This window comes from Sphingomonas echinoides (genome assembly GCF_029623395.1).
Classification (GTDB): Bacteria; Pseudomonadota; Alphaproteobacteria; order Sphingomonadales; family Sphingomonadaceae; genus Sphingomonas; species Sphingomonas echinoides_A.
The window spans coordinates 32,162-50,561 of sequence record NZ_JAPYKK010000033.1; the positions used below are offsets into that span (position 1 = coordinate 32,162).

The following is an 18,400-nucleotide window of genomic DNA, read 5'->3' on the forward strand; positions in this document are numbered from 1 at the left end:
ATCAGGCTCCCGTCTCTGGCTGCGGTGCCCGGCGTCCCGACCTGCGCGACACCGCGCGTTCGATCACGAAATAGAGCGTCGGGATGACGAACAGCGTCAGCGCGGTCGCGACGATCAGCCCGCCGACGACCACGGTCGCCAGCCCGCGCTGGACGTCGCTGCCGACCCCGGTGTTGAGCGCGGCGGGCAGCATGCCGATGGTGGCGACGGTCGCGGTCATCAGCACCGGGCGCAACCGCTCGCCCGCGCCGTGCAGCACCGCCTCCAGCAGCCCCTCGCCATCGACGCGGTGGGTGTTGAGGTTCGACACCATGATGATCGCGTTCTGGATCGCCACGCCGAACAGCGCGATGAACCCGACCGCAGACGCGACGTTGAGCGTCGCGCCGGTCAGATGCAGCGCCACCAGCCCCCCCAGCGTCGCCAGCGGCACCGCGCCGAGGATCAGCAACACTTGCCGGAACAGCGCGAACTGGATGTAGAGCAGCAACGCCATCGCCCCGAACATGATCGCCAGGATCATCCCCAACCGGCTTTCGGCGCGCGCCTGATTCTCGAACTGCCCACCCCATTCGAGACGATAGGCGGCCGTGTCGAACCGCACCTTGGCGGCGATGTTGGCCTTGGCGTCGCGCAGGAACGAGGTCAGGTCGCGATCGCGATAGCCGAGCTTCACGGTCAGATGGCGATGCCCCATCTCGCGCGTGATCGTGCTCTCGCCGGACTTGAGCGAAACCGCCGCCACCGCCGACAGCGGGACCTGTGCGCCGCTCGACGTCGTGATCGGCAGGGTGCGGATCTCGGCGACGGTGCTGCGGACCGCAGCGGGGAACCGCACCGCGATATCGTAACGCCGGTCCCCGACGTACATCTGGTCGATCCCCTCACCGCCGATCCCGGTCTGGATGAGATCGGTGATGTCCCCCGCACTCACCCCGAGCCGCGCTGCGGCGGCGCGATCGACCCGCACCACCAGCTGCGGCAGCGGCGGCTCCTGGTCGAGCGCGACATCGGCGGCGCCGGGCGTCGCGTTCAGCACATCGACGATCGCGGCGCCGATCCGGCGCAACTCGCGGAAATCGTCGCCATAGATCTTGATGACCAGCTCGCTGTGGGCGCCGGCCATCTTGTCGTACACCCCGTCGATCATCGGCTGGCTGAACCCGACGTGGAAGCCCGGCATCGTCTTGAACCTGGCATCCATCCGGCGGATCAGATCGGCCTTGCTGTCCCCGGCGGGCCAGCTGCCATAAGGGTTCAGCCCCACGCTCGCCTCGATGTGCGACGGCGTGAACGGATCGGTGCCGTCGTCGTTGCGACCGAGCTGGGTGACGATATGCGACGTCTCGGGGAAGCTGCGCACGACGCGGCGCAGCTCGCTCGCCATTTCCTTGCCCTTCTCCAGCGAAATCCCGCTCGGAAGCTGGACCTGCAGCCAGATCGACCCCTCGTCGAGCGCGGGGAGGAACTCCCGCCCCACCGACGCGCCGAGCAGCACCACCGCCAGCGCCGCGGCGCCCGCGATACCGTAGATAAGCATCGGCACGTCGAGGCAGCGGCGCAGCACCACCGCATAGCCACGATCGATCCACGCCAGCACCGGGTTGTGGAAGGTCTTGGCGGGCTTGCGCAGCGCGATATAGGCAAGCCCCGGCACCAGCGCGAGCGACACCAGCAGCGCGCCCAGCAGCGCATAGCCAACGGTGAACGCCATCGGCGTGAACAGCTTGGCCTCGATCCGCTGGAACGCGAACAACGGCATATAGGCGGTGATGATGATGATCGTCGCGAAGAAGATCGGGCGGCCGACCTGGACCGCGGCATCGGTCGCCTCGGCGCGCGTCAGCGGCTTGTCGGGCCGCGCCTCGCGGCGGCGGAGCAACGACTCCATCATCACGATCGCGCCGTCGACGATGATCCCGAAATCGATCGCGCCGAGCGACAGCAAATTGGCCGGCACATGCGTCAGGTTCATCAGGATGAACGCGATCAGCATCGCGAGCGGGATCACGATCGCCACGATCAGCGCACTGCGCGCGCTGCCCAGGAACAGGATCAGCACGATCAGCACGAGCCCGACGCCCTCGAACACCGTGTGCGACACCTTGTCGACCGTCGTGTGGACGAGATCGGAGCGATCGAGATAGGGCACGATCCGCGCCCCCTTGCGCGCCAGCGCGGCATTCAGCTCGGCCACCTTGGCATGGACATCGTCCATCACGCGCGACGGGTTCTCGCCGCGCAACAGCGTGACGATCCCCTCGATCGTGTCGCCATGCCGGTCCTTGCCGACGATCCCGTGCCGCTCGACCTGGCTCAGCCGCACCGTGCCGAGATCGCGCATCAGCACCGGCGATCCACCCTTCTGCGTCACGACGACGCTGCCGAGGTCGGTCAGGTCATGCAATGCCCCGACGCCGCGCACGACATAGCCCTGCTCGCCGCGCGTGATCACGCTGCCGCCGGTGCTGTGGTTGTTGGCGGTGATCGCCCCCTCGACCGCTTTCAGCGAAAGCCCGAAACGCTCGAGCTGGGCGGGGTCGAGTTCGACCTGATATTGCGTGGTGATGCCGCCGAAATTGTTGACACCCGCCACGCCCTGGATCTGCGACAGCGCGGGGATGACCTCCCATTGCTGGAGCTCGGACAATTCGCGTTGGCCGAGCGTGTCGGATTCGAGCGTGTAGCGGTAGATTTCGCCGATCGGCGAGGTCAGCGCATCGAGCCCCGGCGTGATGCCCGCGGGCAGCGTGACCCCGGTGATGCGTTCCTGGATGCGTTGCCGCGACCAGTAATCCTCCGACCCGTCGCGGAACACGAGCGTGATCAGCGACAGGCCGAACGTGCTCTTGGAGCGCATGATCGCCAGCCCCGGCGTGCCGTTGAGCGCGCGTTCGAGCGGGACGGTGATCTGTTGCTCGACCTCCTCGGCGGCAAGCCCCGGCGCCTGGGTGATCACTTGCGAGCTGACGTCGGCGATGTCGGGATAGGCTTCGATCGACAACTGCCGCCACGAATACCAGCCATAGGCAGCGATGAAGACCGCGATCAGCAACACGATCTGGCGCCGCGTGATGGCGAGCCGGATGAAACGCTCAATCATCGAGCAATACGCCGCCCGTGGCGATCACGCGCTGCCCCGCCGCGAGCCCGTGCGGGATCGCGGTACGCGTGCCCTGCTCCGCGCCGGTGTCGACGGTGCGCCGCTCGAACGTCCACGGTGCGACCTCGACATAGACCGTGGTCGCATCGTCCTTGAGCAGCAGCGCGGTCGTCGGCACGCTCGGCGCCGCTGTCGTCGGCGCGGTGAAGCGGACGCTCGCGAACATCCCCGGCTTGAAGCGCCCGTCCGGGTTGGCGATGGCGATCCGCACCTTGGCGCGGCGGGTGTCGGGATCGAGCAACGGCGCGATCGACTGTACGCGCCCGGCAATGGTCTCGCCGGGATAGGCCGCAAAACTGATCCCGACCGGCTGACCCGCGCGGATCGCGGCGAGATCCCCCTCGGCGACGTTGGCGGTCACCCAGACCGTGCCGATGTTGGCGACCGTCATCAGTGGCGCGGTCAGGTCGGTCCAGAACGCGCCGGGTGCGGCGGCAAGCTCGGTGACGACCCCGGAGGACGGCGCGGTCAGCGTAAGGCCATTCCCGCGCCGCGCTCCGGACGCGCCGAGCTGGCGCAACCGCGCGCGCGTCCGGGCGGCTTCCGCCTGCGCCGCGGCAGCATCGGCTTGCGCCTGCTGCACGTCCTTGTCGGCCGCCCCGCCGATCGCCTTCACCCCCACCGCACGGTCGCGCGCCGCGCTCGTCAACCGCAGCTGGCTCCGTGCCCGCGCATCGTCCGCAAGCGCCGACGACAAGTCGGGGGACGCGAGTTCCGCGAGCATCTGTCCGCCGCGCACACGATCGCCGAGCCGTACCCCGAGCCGGACGATCCGCCCTGCAAGCGGCGTCAGGATGCGGCTCTGCGCGGCGGGATCGGCCTCGACCACGGCGGGCGCGGCGATCTGCTGCGCGATGTTCGCATCGGTCACCGCAGCGATGCCAAGCCGCGTGCGCAGCGGGGATCCAGCCGGAACCACCACCCGGTTCCCGTGCACGATGAACGAAGGTGCCTCCACGGGCGGCAGCGTCGGCTTTGCCGCGCACGCCGCCAGCATCAGGGCGGTAAGCACGAGCGCGGTCGATCCGAGGATCGTGCGCGGCAATAGTCTGCGCCCGCCGCGTGCGAACGGCGTCGCCTTGAAACCGTTCGGCATCGCAATCCCCTTGGTCAGTCCCCGCCATCGGGCCGGGCGAACATCCGATCGACGAACCGTCGCGGACGTCCGGGCATCGGCCGACCCCGGGCTGATAGGTCGCGCAGCCTGACGGTGCGACAGTCCATTCGGAAAGGCGCGCTATACGAAGGTATAGCGCGCCCGCGCTTCCGATTGGAACCGCGCGCGCCGCGCTCTATGCAGGGGGACCTCGCACACCCGTCAGGGCCACTTCCCGGTGCCGATCGCACACATCAAGGCCAGAACATGATGAGCGACGCACTGCGCGCAAAACCAGGGCCGATGTCTGCGGCGGGCCGCTGGTTACACCGCGCATTCCAGTCGCCTGCGGTGCGGGCGCCCGTGATGGCGCTGATGATGGCCGCCATCTTCATTTCCGACACGCTGACCGATCTGGAGATCGCGACCGCCGTCTTCTACATCGCGGTCATCCTGCTCGCGGTCGGTCGCTTCCCGCGCCGCTATGTCGTCGGTCTTGCCGGGATCTGCCTCCTGCTCACGCTGGTCAGTTTCCTGCTGACCAAATCGGGCTCGCGTGAGGCAGGCGTGGTCAATCTCGCGATCAGCCTGTCCACGATCTGCATCACCACCTATCTCGCGTTGAAGATGGTTGCGGCGGAAGGCGCCGCCTATGAAGCACGCGCGCAATTGATCCGAGTGGCGCGGGTGACGAGCCTCGGTGAACTGGCCGCATCGATCGCGCATGAGGTGAACCAACCGCTCGCGGCGATCGCCAGCAGCGGCGACACCGCGCTCCGCTGGCTGAGCACGGAGCCGCCCGGCGTGGGGCGTGCGCGTGACGCGATCGACCGGGTGATCGCCGATGCCAACCGCGCCAGCACCATCATCGCACGGGTACGCGAACATGCGCGCAGCGCACCGCCGCAGCGGCAGGCGATCCGGATCGACAGCGTCATCGAGGAGGCCATCGCCTTGTCGCACGCCGAGCTCGACCGGCAGGACATCGCGCTTGATCTGGCGATGGCCGACCAGCTCCCGCTGGTGCAGGGCGACCGCGTCCAGTTGCAGCAAGTGCTGTGCAACCTGATCCTGAATGCGATCGAAGCGATGGCGACCGTCCCGCCACACCGCCGATCGCTGGCGATCGCCGCCGTGTCCGACGCGAACGGCGATATCGAGCTTTCGGTGAGCGACACCGGGCCGGGCATCCGCGAGGAGCATCTGCCCCGCCTGTTCGATGCGTTCTGGACCACCAAGCACGGCGGGACGGGGATCGGCCTGACGATCATCCGGACGATCGTCGAGGCGCATGGCGGCGCGATCTGGGTCGACCGGATGAAGCCGCACGGCGCGCGCTTCCATGTGCGGCTCCCGGCGAATGGGAGCGCCGCCGCATGACCGCGGATACGCAGCCTGCTCCCATGGTCTATGTCATCGACGATGATCCCTCGGTTCGCGCGGCGCTGGAGGATCTGCTCGCCTCGGTCGGCCTCGCGGCGACGCTGTTCGGCTCGACCCGGGCGTTTCTCGATTCCCCTTTGGCCGATGCACCCGCCTGCCTCGTGCTGGATGTGCGGATGCCCGGCCAGAGCGGCATGGAGTTCCATCGCCTGCTGGTGGAACGCGGGAACCCCTTGCCGGTTGTTTTCATCACCGGGCATGGCGATATAGCGATGTCGGTGCGCGCGATGAAAGCGGGTGCGATCGAGTTTTTGGCGAAGCCGTTCGACAATCAGGCGCTGCTCGACGCAATCCATCGCGGAATCGCGGTAAACGAGACGCACCGTGCACAAAATCGACGGCAAGATGCGTTGAAACGGCGCTACGATGCGCTTTCTGACGGCGAAAAAGCGGTCATGGCGCGCGTCGTGCGGGGCCTGCTCAACAAACAGATCGCGGGCGAACTCGGCGTCAGCGAGATCACCGTCAAGGTCCGCCGCCGTCAGGTGATGGTAAAGATGGGCGCTACCTCCTTGCCCGAACTGGTCCGCCTGTCGGACGCGCTCGCGATCGCCACATAGGATCCAGCATCGTACCGCCAGGCTCGCTTAGACCGTAGCGAGCGCCAAAATTGCACCGCGCACCAATGCCTTGGAACAACCGGATGCGCTAGATCGCCGAGCGTTCCGCACCGCGCGGCACCGAGCGGTTACCGGAATCCTGCCCGAACACCGCCATGTCGAGGATCCCGGCACGCTTCGCGACGACCGTCGGGACAAGCGCCTGCCCCGCGACGTTGACGGCGGTCCGCCCCATGTCGAGGATCGGGTCGATCGCGAGCAACAACCCCGCGCCCTCCAGCGGCAAGCCAAGCGTCGACAGCGTCAACGTCAGCATCACGGTCGCGCCGGTGAGCCCCGCGGTCGCGGCGGACCCGATCACCGACACGAAGGCGATCAGCCCGTAATCCGACGCATGCAGCTGCAAGCCAAAGAATTGCGCGACGAAGATCGCCGACAGCGCCGGATAGATCGCCGCGCACCCATCCATCTTGGTCGTCGCGCCGAGCGGTACCGCAAACGCCGCATAGGCCCGCGGAACGCCCAGACCGTGTTCGGTGACTTGCTCGGTCATCGGCAGCGTGCCCACCGAGGAGCGCGACACGAACCCCAGCTGGATCGCCGGCCAGGCGCGTGCGAAAAAGCGCAGCGGGCTCAGCCCGTTGGCGAGCAGCAGCAGCGGGTAAACCACGAACAGCACCAGCGCGAGCCCGAGATACACCGCGCCCGCAAACGCACCGAGCGCGGACAACGAACTCCAGCCGTAGCGGATCACCGCATCGCCGATCAGCGCGGCGGTGCCGATCGGCGTGAGCGCGATGACCCAGCGCAACAGCCGCCGGAAGACGATCAATGCGGACGCGTTGAACGCGAGGAACCCGGCCCCGCCCTCCCCGGTCCGCACCGCCGCCGCGCCGATCGCGATCGCCGCGACGATGATCTGCAGCACGTTGAACGACACCGCGGTCTTGGCGACGCCATCCTCGATCGTGGTCGACGCGCCGATCCCGAACACGTTGGCGGGAACCAGCCCCTTGAGGAAATCGAGCCACGACCCGCTGCTCGACGGCAGCTTGGCGGCTGCGCGGTCGATCCCGGCGTGCAGGCCCGGTTCGATCACCAGCCCCAGCACGATCCCGATCGTCACCGCGATCAGCGCGGTCAGCGCGAACCACAGCAGCGTCTGCACCACCAGCTTCGCGGCATTCTCAAGATCGCGCAGCGCCGCGATCGACGCGACGATCGCGGTGAACACCAACGGCGGGACCAGCGCCTTCAACAACTGCACGAAAATCTGGCCGAGCGTATGCAGCGCCTCGGCCAGCACCGCAGCCGCAGGGCCATCGAAGCTGCGCCCGGCAAAACCCAGCGCGAGCCCAATTGCCATGCCGAGCAACACTTGCGCGCCAAACGGCAGACGCAAGGCCGAGCGCGAAGTCGGCGCGAGTGAAGACATGAAGAAGCTCCGATATCGTGAGTCGCCCGTCTGCGCAGGCGTTTGCGCGAGCGCGCGCAGGACAGCACGCTATTGGCCCAATCGATCCGCCACGTCCGCAAAGCCATGCTTGCACCGACCGAAGCAATTCTTTTATATCATACTGACCTGGTGGGATATGATCGGTGCCGGAGGTTCTCATGACGACCCACACTGCATTCGCCGAGCGGTCATACCCCGCGACCCCGCCGTCCCCGGTTCACGCGGCGGTCGCGGATCTGCGGAACGCGCGCGATGCCTGGCGGAACCGTCAGGACGAGGCGCGCGACGTCGCGAGCTTTCCGTCCCGCAGTGCGTTGGAGCAGGTCGTGGGGTTGCTCTCCGCCACGCTGTATCCGCGCCGTCTCGGGCATTTCCGCGGATCCCCGCTTGAAGAAGACCAGTTCGTCGTCGCGCGGCTGCTCGCCGCGCTGACCGAACTGGAGCGCGAAATCGGCGCGGAACTCGGCTATTGGCAACAGGAGGCCGGCCCGTTCGACCCCGATCATGCCGCGACGATCGTCCGGCTGTTCACCGCGACGCTGGGCGACATCCGCCGCCTGGTCGACAGCGACGTCGAAGCCGCGTTTCTCGGCGATCCCGCCGCGCGCAGCGTCGACGAAATCCTCGTCTGCTATCCCGGCGCGATCGCCAGCCTGCACCACCGCATCGCGCATGAACTCCATAATCTCGGCGCGCCGATCGTCGCCCGCGTCATCTCGGAGATCGCCAACGAGCACACCGGGATCGACATCCACCCCGGCGCGACGATCGGCGAGAGCTTCTTCATCGATCACGGCACCGGTGTGGTGATCGGCGAAACCGCGATCGTCGGCGCGCGCGTCCGCCTATACCAGCACGTCACGCTCGGCGCGCGCAGCCCGGTCGGGCTGACCCGCGACGACGTGCGCGAACGCCATGCGCGCCACCCGATCATCGGCGACGACGTCGTGATCTATGCCGGAACGACGATCCTCGGTCGCGTGACGATTGGCGCGCGCGCCACGATCGGCGGGAATGTCTGGCTGTTGTCGGACGTTCCGGCGGACAGCGTGGTGGTCCAGCCCGAGGCGATCCGCCTGGACGACGCCGCCGGGCTCGACCTGCGCGACGTACTCCAGCGGGCGGCAGCGCAATGATCCACGCCCGCTTCCAGCGCTCTGCGCTCGCGTCCGGTCCGGCGCGCCCGGTGATCGGCGTGCTGTGCTGCAACGAAACGCGCGATCGCCCGGTGCAAGCGGTCGCCACGCGCTTCATCACGCCGCTGACGCGCTTCTCGGACGCGGCGGTGGTGCTCGTCCCCGCAGTGCGCGACGACGCGAACATCGCCGCGCTCACACTGCTGCTCGACGGACTGATGCTGACGGGCTCGCGCTCGAACGTCGCGCCCGAATGCTATGGCGGCGCGCCCTTGCCCGCGGGACAGCGCTGCGACCCCGACCGCGACGCGGTGGCGCTCGCGCTGGCGGGCAGCATGATCGAAGCGGGCAAGCCGGTGTTCGGCATCTGTCGCGGTTTGCAGGAGATCAACGTGCTGTTCGGCGGAACGCTGTCCGCCGCGACCTGTGCGGAACGCCATCACCGCGGATCGTGGGACGGCTGTTACCAGGCGCTGTTCGGCCATGGCCACGATGTCGAACTCGGCGCGGGCGGCGTGCTCGCCGAGACCACCGGGCGGCGGCGGATGCGCGTCAATTCGGTCCACGAACAGGGCATCGACCGGCTCGGCACGGGGCTCATAATCGAAGCCACCGCCGCGGACGACGGGCTGATCGAGGCAGTCCGCGCCCGTCCGTGCGGTGCGGACGTACTCGGGGTTCAGTGGCACCCCGAATGGGATGCCGACCGCTCCGCCGAAAGCCGCGCGTTCTTTGGTTTGATCGGGCAGTCGCTGCGCACCGCAGCGGCCGCGCGATGACGGTTCACCACTCTGAAAGGGTAAGGATGCTACGCACTTTTCTGACGGCGGCGACACTCGCCACCACATTGATGACGGTCTCCGCCTGCGCCAAGCATGACGATGCGGCAAATGCGGTGATCATCAACGAAACCGTGCCGAACGATCCGGCCGCAGCGGATGCCAACACCACGGCGCCGGACGCGTTCGACAACGACATTGCGGCGGCGAACGATGCCGCCCCGCTCAATGCCGCCGATGCTGCCGGCAACGCGCAATAGCCTTTCGATCCGATGGGTCGATGACGGACACGCTGGGTAAGCTCCCGCGTCCACCTTGGCCTGGCACTTCGCGTGCCGGGCCAATTTTTCCCCGCACCCATAACGGATTTCTTTGCGTCGCCGTCGGCAGCGATCTGTCACGGGATCGTCATAAACGCGCCAGAACGCACAGCGTCTGCACGCAACTTCAAAAGGGACCGCTGTCATGATCACCCCTCGGCCATTGTTCGCCGTTGCCGTTTCGACGCTTGCGCTCGCGGTCTCGACCAGCGCGCATGCACAAGTCGCGCCCGCTGCCGCGCCCGAGGCGGCATCCGCCAGCCCCGCCGAAGCCCCCGCCGAGCCGACCGACATCGTCGTCACCGGCACGCGCACGACCGGTCGCTCGCGGCTCGACAGTGCCGCGCCGGTCGACGTGCTCAGCGCCGCCACGCTCCAGCGGCAGGGCACGACCGAACTCGCCAGCGCGCTCGCCGCAGTGGTCCCGTCGATCGATTTCCCGCGCTCGTCCGCCGTCGACGGCACCGATTCGGTCCGCCCCGCGACGCTGCGCGGCCTGTCGCCGGACCAGACGCTGGTTCTCATCAACGGCGTCCGCGCGCATACCTCGGCGCTGATCAACACCAACGGGTCGGTCGGGCGCGGCGCGGCGGCGGTCGATCTCAACACGATACCCTCGGTCGCGCTCGACCGGATCGAAGTGCTGCGCGACGGCGCGGCGGCGCAATATGGCTCCGACGCGATCGCCGGCGTCGTCAACCTGCGGTTGCGGGAAGCGCGTAGCGGCGGCGGCGCGACCGTGACCTACGGCCAGTACATCACCGACGTGACCACCGCGCGCGGCAACCGCAGCGAGCGCGACGGCGAGACCGTGACGGTCGCGGGCTGGCAGGGCATCGGGCTCGGGACGGACGGATTCTTGACCGTGTCGGGCGAGTATCTCGACCGCAACCCGACCAGCCGTGGCGACTTCGACCCGCGCAAGACCCCGATCCGAGTCCGCTCGCGCTTCGGCGATCCGGACGTCCAGCAGTATAGCGGATACATCAACGCCGGGAAGCCGCTCGGCGACACCGGCTGGACGCTCTACGGCTTCGGCGGATACCAGTATCGCGACAGCACCAGCGCCGCGACCCCGCGCATCAACGGCGGGACCGACAACAACGCCAACGCGGCCGCGCTCGCCAGCCTCTATCCCGACGGGTTCACCCCGCTGATCAACGTCGTCTCGAACGACCTGACCGCAACCGGCGGAATCCGCGGCGAACTGTCCGGCTGGAAGGTCGACTTCAACGTGTCCTACGGGCGCAACCAGTTGAACTTCGACACGCGCAACTCGGGCAATTCGACGTACGGCGCGGCATCGCAGACGCGCTTCTACGACGGCAAGCTGACCTACGACCAGCTGGTCGGCGGGATCGACGTGTCGCGCGAACAGCCGCTCGGGGAAGGCACGATCAACATCGCCTGGGGTCTCGAATATCGCCGCGAAGGCTTCAAAATCGGCGCGGGCGAGCCGACCTCGTACAACCGCGCCCCCGGCGCGAGCAGTGCACTAGGCTCGGGGGCGCAGGGGTTCCCCGGGTTCCAGCCGTCGAACGCCGTCAACGAACATCGCGACAACGTCTCGGGCTATGTCGATCTGGAAGCCAAGCCGATCGACGGGCTGACGCTCGGCGCGGCGGTACGTGGGGAAAGCTATTCCGACTTCGGCGAGACCGCGACGGGCAAGCTGACCGCGCGCTATGATTTCACGCGCTGGTTCGCGCTGCGCGGCACGGCCTCGACCGGCTTCCGCGCGCCGTCGCTCCAGCAGCAGTTCTTCACCTCCACGTCATCGGTGCTGACGAACGGCAATATCGTCGAGACCGGCCTGTTCCCCTCGACCAGCCTGGTCGGCCGTGCGCTGGGCGGGCAAGCCCTACAGCCCGAACGCGCGCGCAACCTGTCCGCCGGGTTCGTGATCCGCTCGGGCGGGTTCGATCTGTCGGTCGATGCGTATCACATCAAGATCCGCGACCAGATCGCGCTGTCCGAAAACCTCAGCGGCGCGGTCGTGATTGGGCGGTTGCGCGACGAGGGGATCACCGCGGTCACCGCGGGGCGCTATTTCCTCAACGGCATCCGTTCGACCACCAAGGGGATCGACGTGGTCGCGCATTACCGCAAGGCGACCGGGGGCGCGGGCACGTTCGACCTGACCGCCGCCACCAACATCAACGACATCAAGGTCACCCGCGCGCCGGCGCCCGCGACGATCACGTCCTCCACGGGCACCACCACGCTCCCGATCTTCAGCCGCCAGCGGATCGTGTCGTTCGAACAGGGGACCCCGCGCGAGAAGGTCGTGGGCACGATTGACTGGTCGCTCGACCAGCTCGGCGCGACCGCGCGCGCGTCATATTACGGCGACGTCAACCAGCCGAGCAGCACGGGCTTCGCCGCAGACGACATCCACACCGGGCGCCATACGATCTTCGACCTGGAGTTACGCTACAAGGTGATGCGCACCCTCAACCTCGCGGTGGGGGCGAACAATGTGTTCGACACCTACCCGGATTACGTCCGTGTCGCGTCGTCGCGCGGGACCGCGCTCAACAGCACCGGCCTGGTGGGCTTCCCCTATTACTCGCCGTTCGGGTTCAACGGGCGGTACGTTTATGGGCGAGTCGGCTTGAACTGGTAACGCAACGGCGGGCGGTGGGATCGGCGCGGTATCGCGCCCAATCCCACCGTCGCTTCACGCGGATTGACATTGTTACGCCTCTGGTATGATTCAGGAGCAATGATGGCCCCGGCCCGCCTGTCGATCGTGTTCGTTGGCGCCGGCATCACGTGCCTGCTCGGCGTCACCCTCGCGCTGGTGTATCTCGCGATCGCCGACCGTCCCGATGTGCTGGCGATCGGCGATCTTCCGGTGCAAACCCGCAGCAGCGGTCCGGCCGATGCGCCCGCATCTCCGGACGATCTTCCGCTCGAAACCTATCTCCCCCAGCAAAAGCGCGCGCTCGACACGATGCAGGCGTTTGCGGAGAATTACGCACGACCGTTGACCCGGATCAATCCGCTGCCCCCGCCCTTCGACGCGCGCTGGCTGTCCAAACCCGATCGCGCCGCTGCGTCGACCTGTCTGGCGACCGCGCTCTATTACGAAGCGGACGGCGAACCGCCATCGGGCCAGCGCGCGGTCGCGCAAGTCGTCCTGAACCGCTTGCGCAACCCGCATTATCCCAAGACGGTGTGCGGCGTGGTGTATCAGGGAGCGGACCGCCCGACCGGATGCCAGTTCACCTTCGCCTGCGACGGATCGCTGGTCCGCCGTCCGGCCGCAGCAGGCATGGCGCGCGCCCGCGCGATTGCCGATGCGGCGTTGAACGGCGGAGTTTCTCCCACGGCGGGCCAAGCCACGCATTACCACACGGTTTGGATCGTACCGCGCTGGGCGGGCGAACTTTTGAAGGTCGCGATCGTCGGCCACCACGTCTTCTACCGTCCGCCCAGACCCTATGGCGGCTATGACGTGGCATCGACCCCGTCGGAACAGCCGCTACCCAGTCCGAGCACGGCGACGGCCTTACCGGACGCCCCGCCCCTTCCCCCAATCCCTGTCGGGGCAAGCGCGGACCGCGATCCGGCTGCCAGCACCCCCATCGCGAGCCCTGTCCCCGCACCGGTGCCGACATCACTGACTTTGGCGATCGGTCCCCCCGGGAGCGCGGCAAACGTACCGCCATCCCCACAGCCTGCGCGCACGCCGCCGACCGTCTACTTCCCGACGACCCGCCGAACGAAGCCATCGCTGGCGATTCCGGCGCAATAGACCGACAGCGTCGACGCCCGTCGTCTGGTCAAAGTCCTCCTCCCTCGATCCAATACTCAGCATGGCGTAATCGACCTACTTCGAATGGTTTATTCCTGTGTTTTCTGATGGATAGACCCTATGTTTTGTTTGTGCCTGACCCGGTGTTGCGATACCCTGATGGCCTTCTTCGACGTTGTACCGCATCGTATTGCGCGCCCCACTCTTCGAAGACTGTACCGCGGACCCGTGCAGGCTTTGAGGACATCGAGGAGACTATGGTTCATCTCGCAGAGGTCGCCCCGACCGCGATGGGTTTGCCAACCATTCCGCGCGATATCACGCGCATCCTCGATATTTCGATCAGCTTTGTCCTGCTGACCTTTTTCGGACCGCTGTCGCTCCTGGTCGCCCTGCTCGTCAAAATGACCAGCGACGGTCCGGTCATTTATCGCCAACGGCGCGTCGGCTATCAGGGCCGCGAATTTTATTGCCTGAAGTTCCGGACGATGCGCCGCGATGCCGACGAGCGTCTGGCGTTCCTGCTGCAACACGATCTGCTCGCCCGAATGCAATGGTCGTACGACCACAAGCTGCAGCAAGACCCGCGCATCACGCCGCTCGGCAAGTTCCTGAGGCGGTCGAGCATCGACGAGATTCCCCAACTCATCAACGTCCTGCAAGGGTCGATGAGTCTCGTCGGCCCACGTCCGATCGTTGCGGCGGAAATCCCCCGATATGGTCGGCGCTTCGTGCATTACACGGCGATGCGGCCCGGGATCACCGGCTTGTGGCAAGTCAGCGGCCGCAACAACACGACCTATCGCCGCCGGATCGCGCTCGACGTCGTGTTCGCCCGACACCGCAGCCTTGGCCTGTACGGACGCATCATGATGCTGACGGTGCCCGCGGTCCTCCTCCAGCGTGGCGCCCGTTAGGACGGTTGCCCGCCGGCGTCGCCCGACGTCGCGCGCACGTCGACCGCGCGCGCCGGTCCGACCGACATCGGGACTCCTGTGGCGCGCGCGAAGCCTGGCGCTGATCCTCATGCTGCCGTTTGCCGTGGGGGGCGCCAACAACGCCGTGCTGAACGCCGCAACGGCGGTCCTCGACCTTGGCTGGGTCGCGTTCGCGCTCGCCACGCTGCCGAGCGACCGCCGGCTGGTCGCGCGGATGGCGCCGGTCGCGCTGCCGGCCTGCCTGCTGCTCGGCTGGACCGCGCTCCCCTTCTTCCCGGGCATCGCGCCGGATCTGATCGCGCGTCCGGCGGCCCCGGACCTGCTCGCGCTCGGCTGGTGCCACGCTTTCTCGCTTGTCGCTTTGCTGGTCGGATGCGCCACCGCGGGGCGCGTTCCCGGCTTCGCGTACGCAACCGCGACGTGGCTGTGCCTGTTCGCCGGCGTGCTGATCGCCGTGACGCTCGGGTTGCGCGCGTTCGGGGATCCGGAGATGATGCAACGCGTCATCGTGGATCACCGCTATCATCGCTTCGCCGGTTTGATGGGAAACGCCAACGCCGCCGGGATCGGCTACGGCATGATGAGCTTGCTGCTGCACGGCATCGCGCGGGACCGGTGGCGCGCCTGGCGCACGCAACCCCACGGGCACATCCCGATCGCCGCGACGATCGCGGCGCTAGGCAGCGTGATCGCACTCAGCCTGGTGGCGCTGTCGCAATCGCGGACCGCACTTGCAGCGGTGGCGGTCGCGCAACTCGCCTACGCCGCTGGCTTCCCCGCGATCCCGCGCGCTGGCCGCGGCTGGCTCCCGGCGATCGTGCTGCTGGGCCTGGCCGTCGTGCTGGGGCTGTCGTCCGGCAGCGCGCTGAGCCGGTACGGCGCGCTTGGCGACGACGGGTCCGGGCGCCTGTCCGTCTTGCGCCATTATGCCGACCTTGCCCGCACCGCGCCGCTGTCCGGCTACGGACTCGGCGGGTTCGATGCGGTGAACCAGCGCGACCTAACGTCCGAAACCGTGCTCCTGGTCGGCGATTTCGGGGCAGCCCATAATGTAATCCTGCAGCTTGCGATCGAAGCGGGATGGCCTGGCGTGGTCCTGCTCCTTGCGACCCTGGCCGCGCTGGTCGTGCGGGTCGCGCGAACCCCGATGATCGGCAGCGATCGATCGAACGCGATCGCGCGCGCGATGCTGTTCGCGGTCGCGGTCGCGGTCGTGGGGTCCATGGTCGACATCGCGCTCAACGTCCCGGCGATTGCGGCACTGAGCACGGCGCTGCTGGGGATCGTCTGGGGCCGCACGCTTCGGGACGATCCTAGACCCCGCCCGCCCCGCGCACCTCACCCCGCGCCGTGGCCGATCGCCGCCATCCGCAGCTGATAGGCCACCCCGGCGGGGGTATCGCCCAGCAACCGTTCGATCGCGCTACGCTGGCCGTCGTCATAGCGCGTCTGCCAGACCGCCTCGGCGATCCCGGCGCGGCGGGTCGCCGGATCGAGGTCGCGCCAATACAGTCGCGTGAACGCGATCCGCCAGATCGCGGCGCGATTATGGAACGGACGCACGCGGTAGCTTGCCTCGAACGCCGCGAGCGCCGTGGGCGTGGCCGCGCCGTGAACCAGCAGTTCGCGCTGCGTCACCAGCAGCAGCGTCGCATCCCAGTCCGGGCGCGTTTGCGCGAGATGGCGGATCAGGCGATTCGCGCGCGCCGCGTTGATCACGCGCAAGCCGGGACTGGCCCCGGACCGCGCGCCATTCAACGCGAGCTGTGCCAAGGGGGCCGCACCGCGGATCGGCAATCCTGCGGGCGAACGATCGCCATACGCCTCCAGCGTGGCATCGCGCACCGTCGCGGACCGATCGGCCACCGCTTGCACCAGGTCCGCGGCGAGCCACTCGTCCCGCGTTACGCGCGCCGCGAGCACGCATCCGGCAAGACACGCAAGACTGCCAAGGATCGCGACCGGCGAGACCCGTCGCCGTCGCGCGTGCCCCATAGCGTCACGGGCGGGGCCCGGCGTCATTGCTGGTAATAGCGATTGTAGCGCGCCGAATAATATTGCCCGCCCAACGCCTCCGAATGCGGATCGACCATGGTGAGCACCGCCCCCAGCACGTGCGCGCCATCCTGTTCCAGCCCGGCCAAAGCGCTGTCGATCGCCGAGACCGGAGTCGCATTCCATTTGACCAGCAACACCACGCCATCCGCCAGCTTCGCCAGCGTGCGCGCATCCGCGACGCCGAGCAGCGGCGGCGTATCGAGCAGGATGTAATCGTACCGCGTCCGCGCCTGGTCGAGCAGCATCGCCATCGCACCGGTGTCGAACAGGTCGATCGGGGTAAAGGTCGGCGCCCGCACGCACAGCAGCTCCAACCCGCCGATCTCGTCGCGGAGCGTCGCGTGCGCGAGGTCGATGTCGCCGCGCAGCACGTCGAGCGTACCCGCGATCGGCCGCTGCCCCAAGCCGTCAGCCAGTCCGGCGCGACGGACGTCGCAGTCGATCAGCAGGACACGGTCCCCCGACAACGCCATGACGCGCGCCAGCGACAGCGCGCAGGTCGTCTTGCCTTCGGACGGCAGCGTCGATCCGATCGCGATGATCTTCGCGCCCCCGGGCCGGATGAACGCACGGATCGTCCGGAACGCTTCCGAATAGGCGGAGATCGGGTGATCCCGCAATGTGTCGGCCGGGGTACACCGTCGGCCTTCGGAATCGCGCAGCCGCCGCGCGCGCAATTGCGGGATCGCGGCGACGAAGGTCACCCCCAGCATCGTCTCCACATCTTCCGGGCTCCGGATCGCGGTTTGCAACGCCTCCGCCGCCGCCGCTGCGCCGATCCCGAGCACGAAGCCGACCAGCAACCCGGCAACCCCGATCGCGGGACGATTGGGATAGGTCGGCCGCGCCAGCACCACGGCGCTTTCCAGGATCCGCGCTTGCGGCTCGGTGCTGCGTTGCGCCTGCGCCGCCTGCTGCACCGTTCCGGCCATCCGATTGTACGCGGTGGTTGCGGCATCCGCCTTGCGCTGGAGTCCCTCGGCGCGCACCGCCGCCTGCCCGTTGACCGCGATTTCCTGCTTGAGCACCGCAAGTTGCTGCGCAAGATCGGACGCCTTGGCCGTGGCGGACCGCGCTTCGCTGCGCAATCCTTCGATGATCCGCGTCTGCTCGAGACGGATTTGCTGGTCGAGCGCCTCGATCTGTTGCTTGCTCTGGATCAGCGCGGGAAACTTCTCGCCATACCGCGCGGCGAGTTGCGCGCGCTGGCGCTCGGCCTCGGTCCGCTGACGCCGCAAGTCGGTGATGACGGGCGCGGACAGCACCGCGGACACCGCGTCCGATCCGCCGGTCGCGATCTGGCGCTCGGCCGCGGCGACGTTGGAGCGCAACGCAGCAGCCTCCGCCTTCGCCGACGCAAGCTGCTGCGCGATCGGCCCGACCTGCTGATCGTTGATCGTGCCGACCCCGCCGCCCTGAACGATCCCGCTGTCCGCCCGATAGCGCGCGACACTCGCAGCGGCCGCTTCGGCTTCCTGACTCAGCCGAAGCAGCGCGGCCCGGCCGGTCTCGGTTTGGCGGGTCGCGCTGCTCGCCTGAACGTCGGCGGTGCTGTCTATATAAGCCAGCGCCAGCGCATTGGAGATCCGCGCCGCCTTGCTCGCGTCGCGCGACCGAAACCCGATCGTGAGGACGTAACTGCGTTCCTGTTGCGCCACCGTCAGACGCTGGAGCACCGCCGACGTCGCGGT

The 18,400-nt window shown here is 67.9% G+C and carries 14 protein-coding genes; 9 read left to right on the top strand and 5 right to left on the bottom strand.

Annotated elements, in window-relative coordinates:
• Window position 1: 1 nt before the first annotated feature.
• Both QBJ92_RS16435 and QBJ92_RS16440 read right to left on the bottom strand, forming a co-directional pair.
• On the bottom strand, window positions 2–3,103 hold the full coding sequence (locus QBJ92_RS16435) for an efflux RND transporter permease subunit (protein WP_277970786.1): 3,102 nt from the start codon (window positions 3,101–3,103) through the stop codon (window positions 2–4).
• Window positions 3,096–4,259 carry an efflux RND transporter periplasmic adaptor subunit gene (locus tag QBJ92_RS16440; RefSeq protein WP_277970787.1) on the bottom strand — a complete coding sequence of 388 codons (1,164 nt, stop codon included), beginning with the start codon at window positions 4,257–4,259 and terminating at the stop codon, window positions 3,096–3,098. The genes QBJ92_RS16435 and QBJ92_RS16440 overlap by 8 nt, the downstream gene beginning before the upstream one ends.
• A gap of 270 nt (window positions 4,260–4,529) precedes the next feature.
• Here QBJ92_RS16440 and QBJ92_RS16445 point away from each other — a divergent pair, with 270 nt between their 5' ends.
• Window positions 4,530–5,639 (top strand): sensor histidine kinase, encoded by a 1,110-nt coding sequence (locus QBJ92_RS16445; RefSeq protein WP_277970788.1) that lies wholly within the window; start codon window positions 4,530–4,532, stop codon window positions 5,637–5,639.
• Window positions 5,636–6,262, top strand: coding sequence for a response regulator transcription factor (locus QBJ92_RS16450; protein WP_277970789.1), 627 nt, complete (start codon window positions 5,636–5,638; stop codon window positions 6,260–6,262). The genes QBJ92_RS16445 and QBJ92_RS16450 overlap by 4 nt, the downstream gene beginning before the upstream one ends.
• Window positions 6,263–6,350: 88 nt before the next feature.
• Here QBJ92_RS16450 and QBJ92_RS16455 read toward each other — a convergent pair whose 3' ends face one another.
• The gene (locus QBJ92_RS16455) at window positions 6,351–7,697 is read right to left on the bottom strand and encodes a dicarboxylate/amino acid:cation symporter (protein ID WP_277970790.1); all 1,347 of its coding nucleotides are present in this window, start codon (window positions 7,695–7,697) and stop codon (window positions 6,351–6,353) included.
• A 179-nt stretch (window positions 7,698–7,876) separates the two neighbouring features.
• On the opposite strand from QBJ92_RS16455, the gene epsC reads away from it, so the two are divergent.
• The 7 genes from epsC to QBJ92_RS16490 all read left to right on the top strand — a co-directional run bounded on the left by epsC (window position 7,877) and on the right by QBJ92_RS16490 (window position 16,029).
• Window positions 7,877–8,854 carry a serine O-acetyltransferase EpsC gene (gene epsC / locus QBJ92_RS16460; protein WP_277970791.1) on the top strand — a complete coding sequence of 326 codons (978 nt, stop codon included), beginning with the start codon at window positions 7,877–7,879 and terminating at the stop codon, window positions 8,852–8,854.
• Window positions 8,851–9,633 (top strand): gamma-glutamyl-gamma-aminobutyrate hydrolase family protein, encoded by a 783-nt coding sequence (locus tag QBJ92_RS16465; protein ID WP_277970792.1) that lies wholly within the window; start codon window positions 8,851–8,853, stop codon window positions 9,631–9,633. The genes epsC and QBJ92_RS16465 overlap by 4 nt, the downstream gene beginning before the upstream one ends.
• Before the next feature lie 26 nt (window positions 9,634–9,659).
• Window positions 9,660–9,893 carry a hypothetical protein gene (locus QBJ92_RS16470; protein ID WP_277970793.1) on the top strand — a complete coding sequence of 78 codons (234 nt, stop codon included), beginning with the start codon at window positions 9,660–9,662 and terminating at the stop codon, window positions 9,891–9,893.
• A 205-nt stretch (window positions 9,894–10,098) separates the two neighbouring features.
• Window positions 10,099–12,579 (top strand): TonB-dependent receptor plug domain-containing protein, encoded by a 2,481-nt coding sequence (locus QBJ92_RS16475; protein ID WP_277970794.1) that lies wholly within the window; start codon window positions 10,099–10,101, stop codon window positions 12,577–12,579.
• A gap of 102 nt (window positions 12,580–12,681) precedes the next feature.
• On the top strand, window positions 12,682–13,713 hold the full coding sequence (locus tag QBJ92_RS16480; RefSeq protein ID WP_277970795.1) for a cell wall hydrolase: 1,032 nt from the start codon (window positions 12,682–12,684) through the stop codon (window positions 13,711–13,713).
• A 257-nt stretch (window positions 13,714–13,970) separates the two neighbouring features.
• Window positions 13,971–14,630 (top strand): sugar transferase, encoded by a 660-nt coding sequence (locus QBJ92_RS16485; RefSeq protein ID WP_277970796.1) that lies wholly within the window; start codon window positions 13,971–13,973, stop codon window positions 14,628–14,630.
• Window positions 14,631–14,739: 109 nt separating this feature from the next.
• Window positions 14,740–16,029: an O-antigen ligase family protein gene (locus tag QBJ92_RS16490; RefSeq protein WP_277970797.1), complete on the top strand. Its 1,290-nt coding sequence runs from the start codon at window positions 14,740–14,742 to the stop codon at window positions 16,027–16,029.
• Here the strand turns inward: QBJ92_RS16490 and QBJ92_RS16495 are convergent.
• Window positions 15,990–16,673: a hypothetical protein gene (locus QBJ92_RS16495; protein WP_277970798.1), complete on the bottom strand. Its 684-nt coding sequence runs from the start codon at window positions 16,671–16,673 to the stop codon at window positions 15,990–15,992. The two genes, QBJ92_RS16490 and QBJ92_RS16495, sit on opposite strands and share 40 nt — an antisense overlap.
• Window positions 16,670–18,400: GumC family protein (locus tag QBJ92_RS16500; protein WP_277970799.1), on the bottom strand; the 1,731-nt coding region annotated here is incomplete at its 5' end. The genes QBJ92_RS16500 and QBJ92_RS16495, both read right to left, overlap by 4 nt.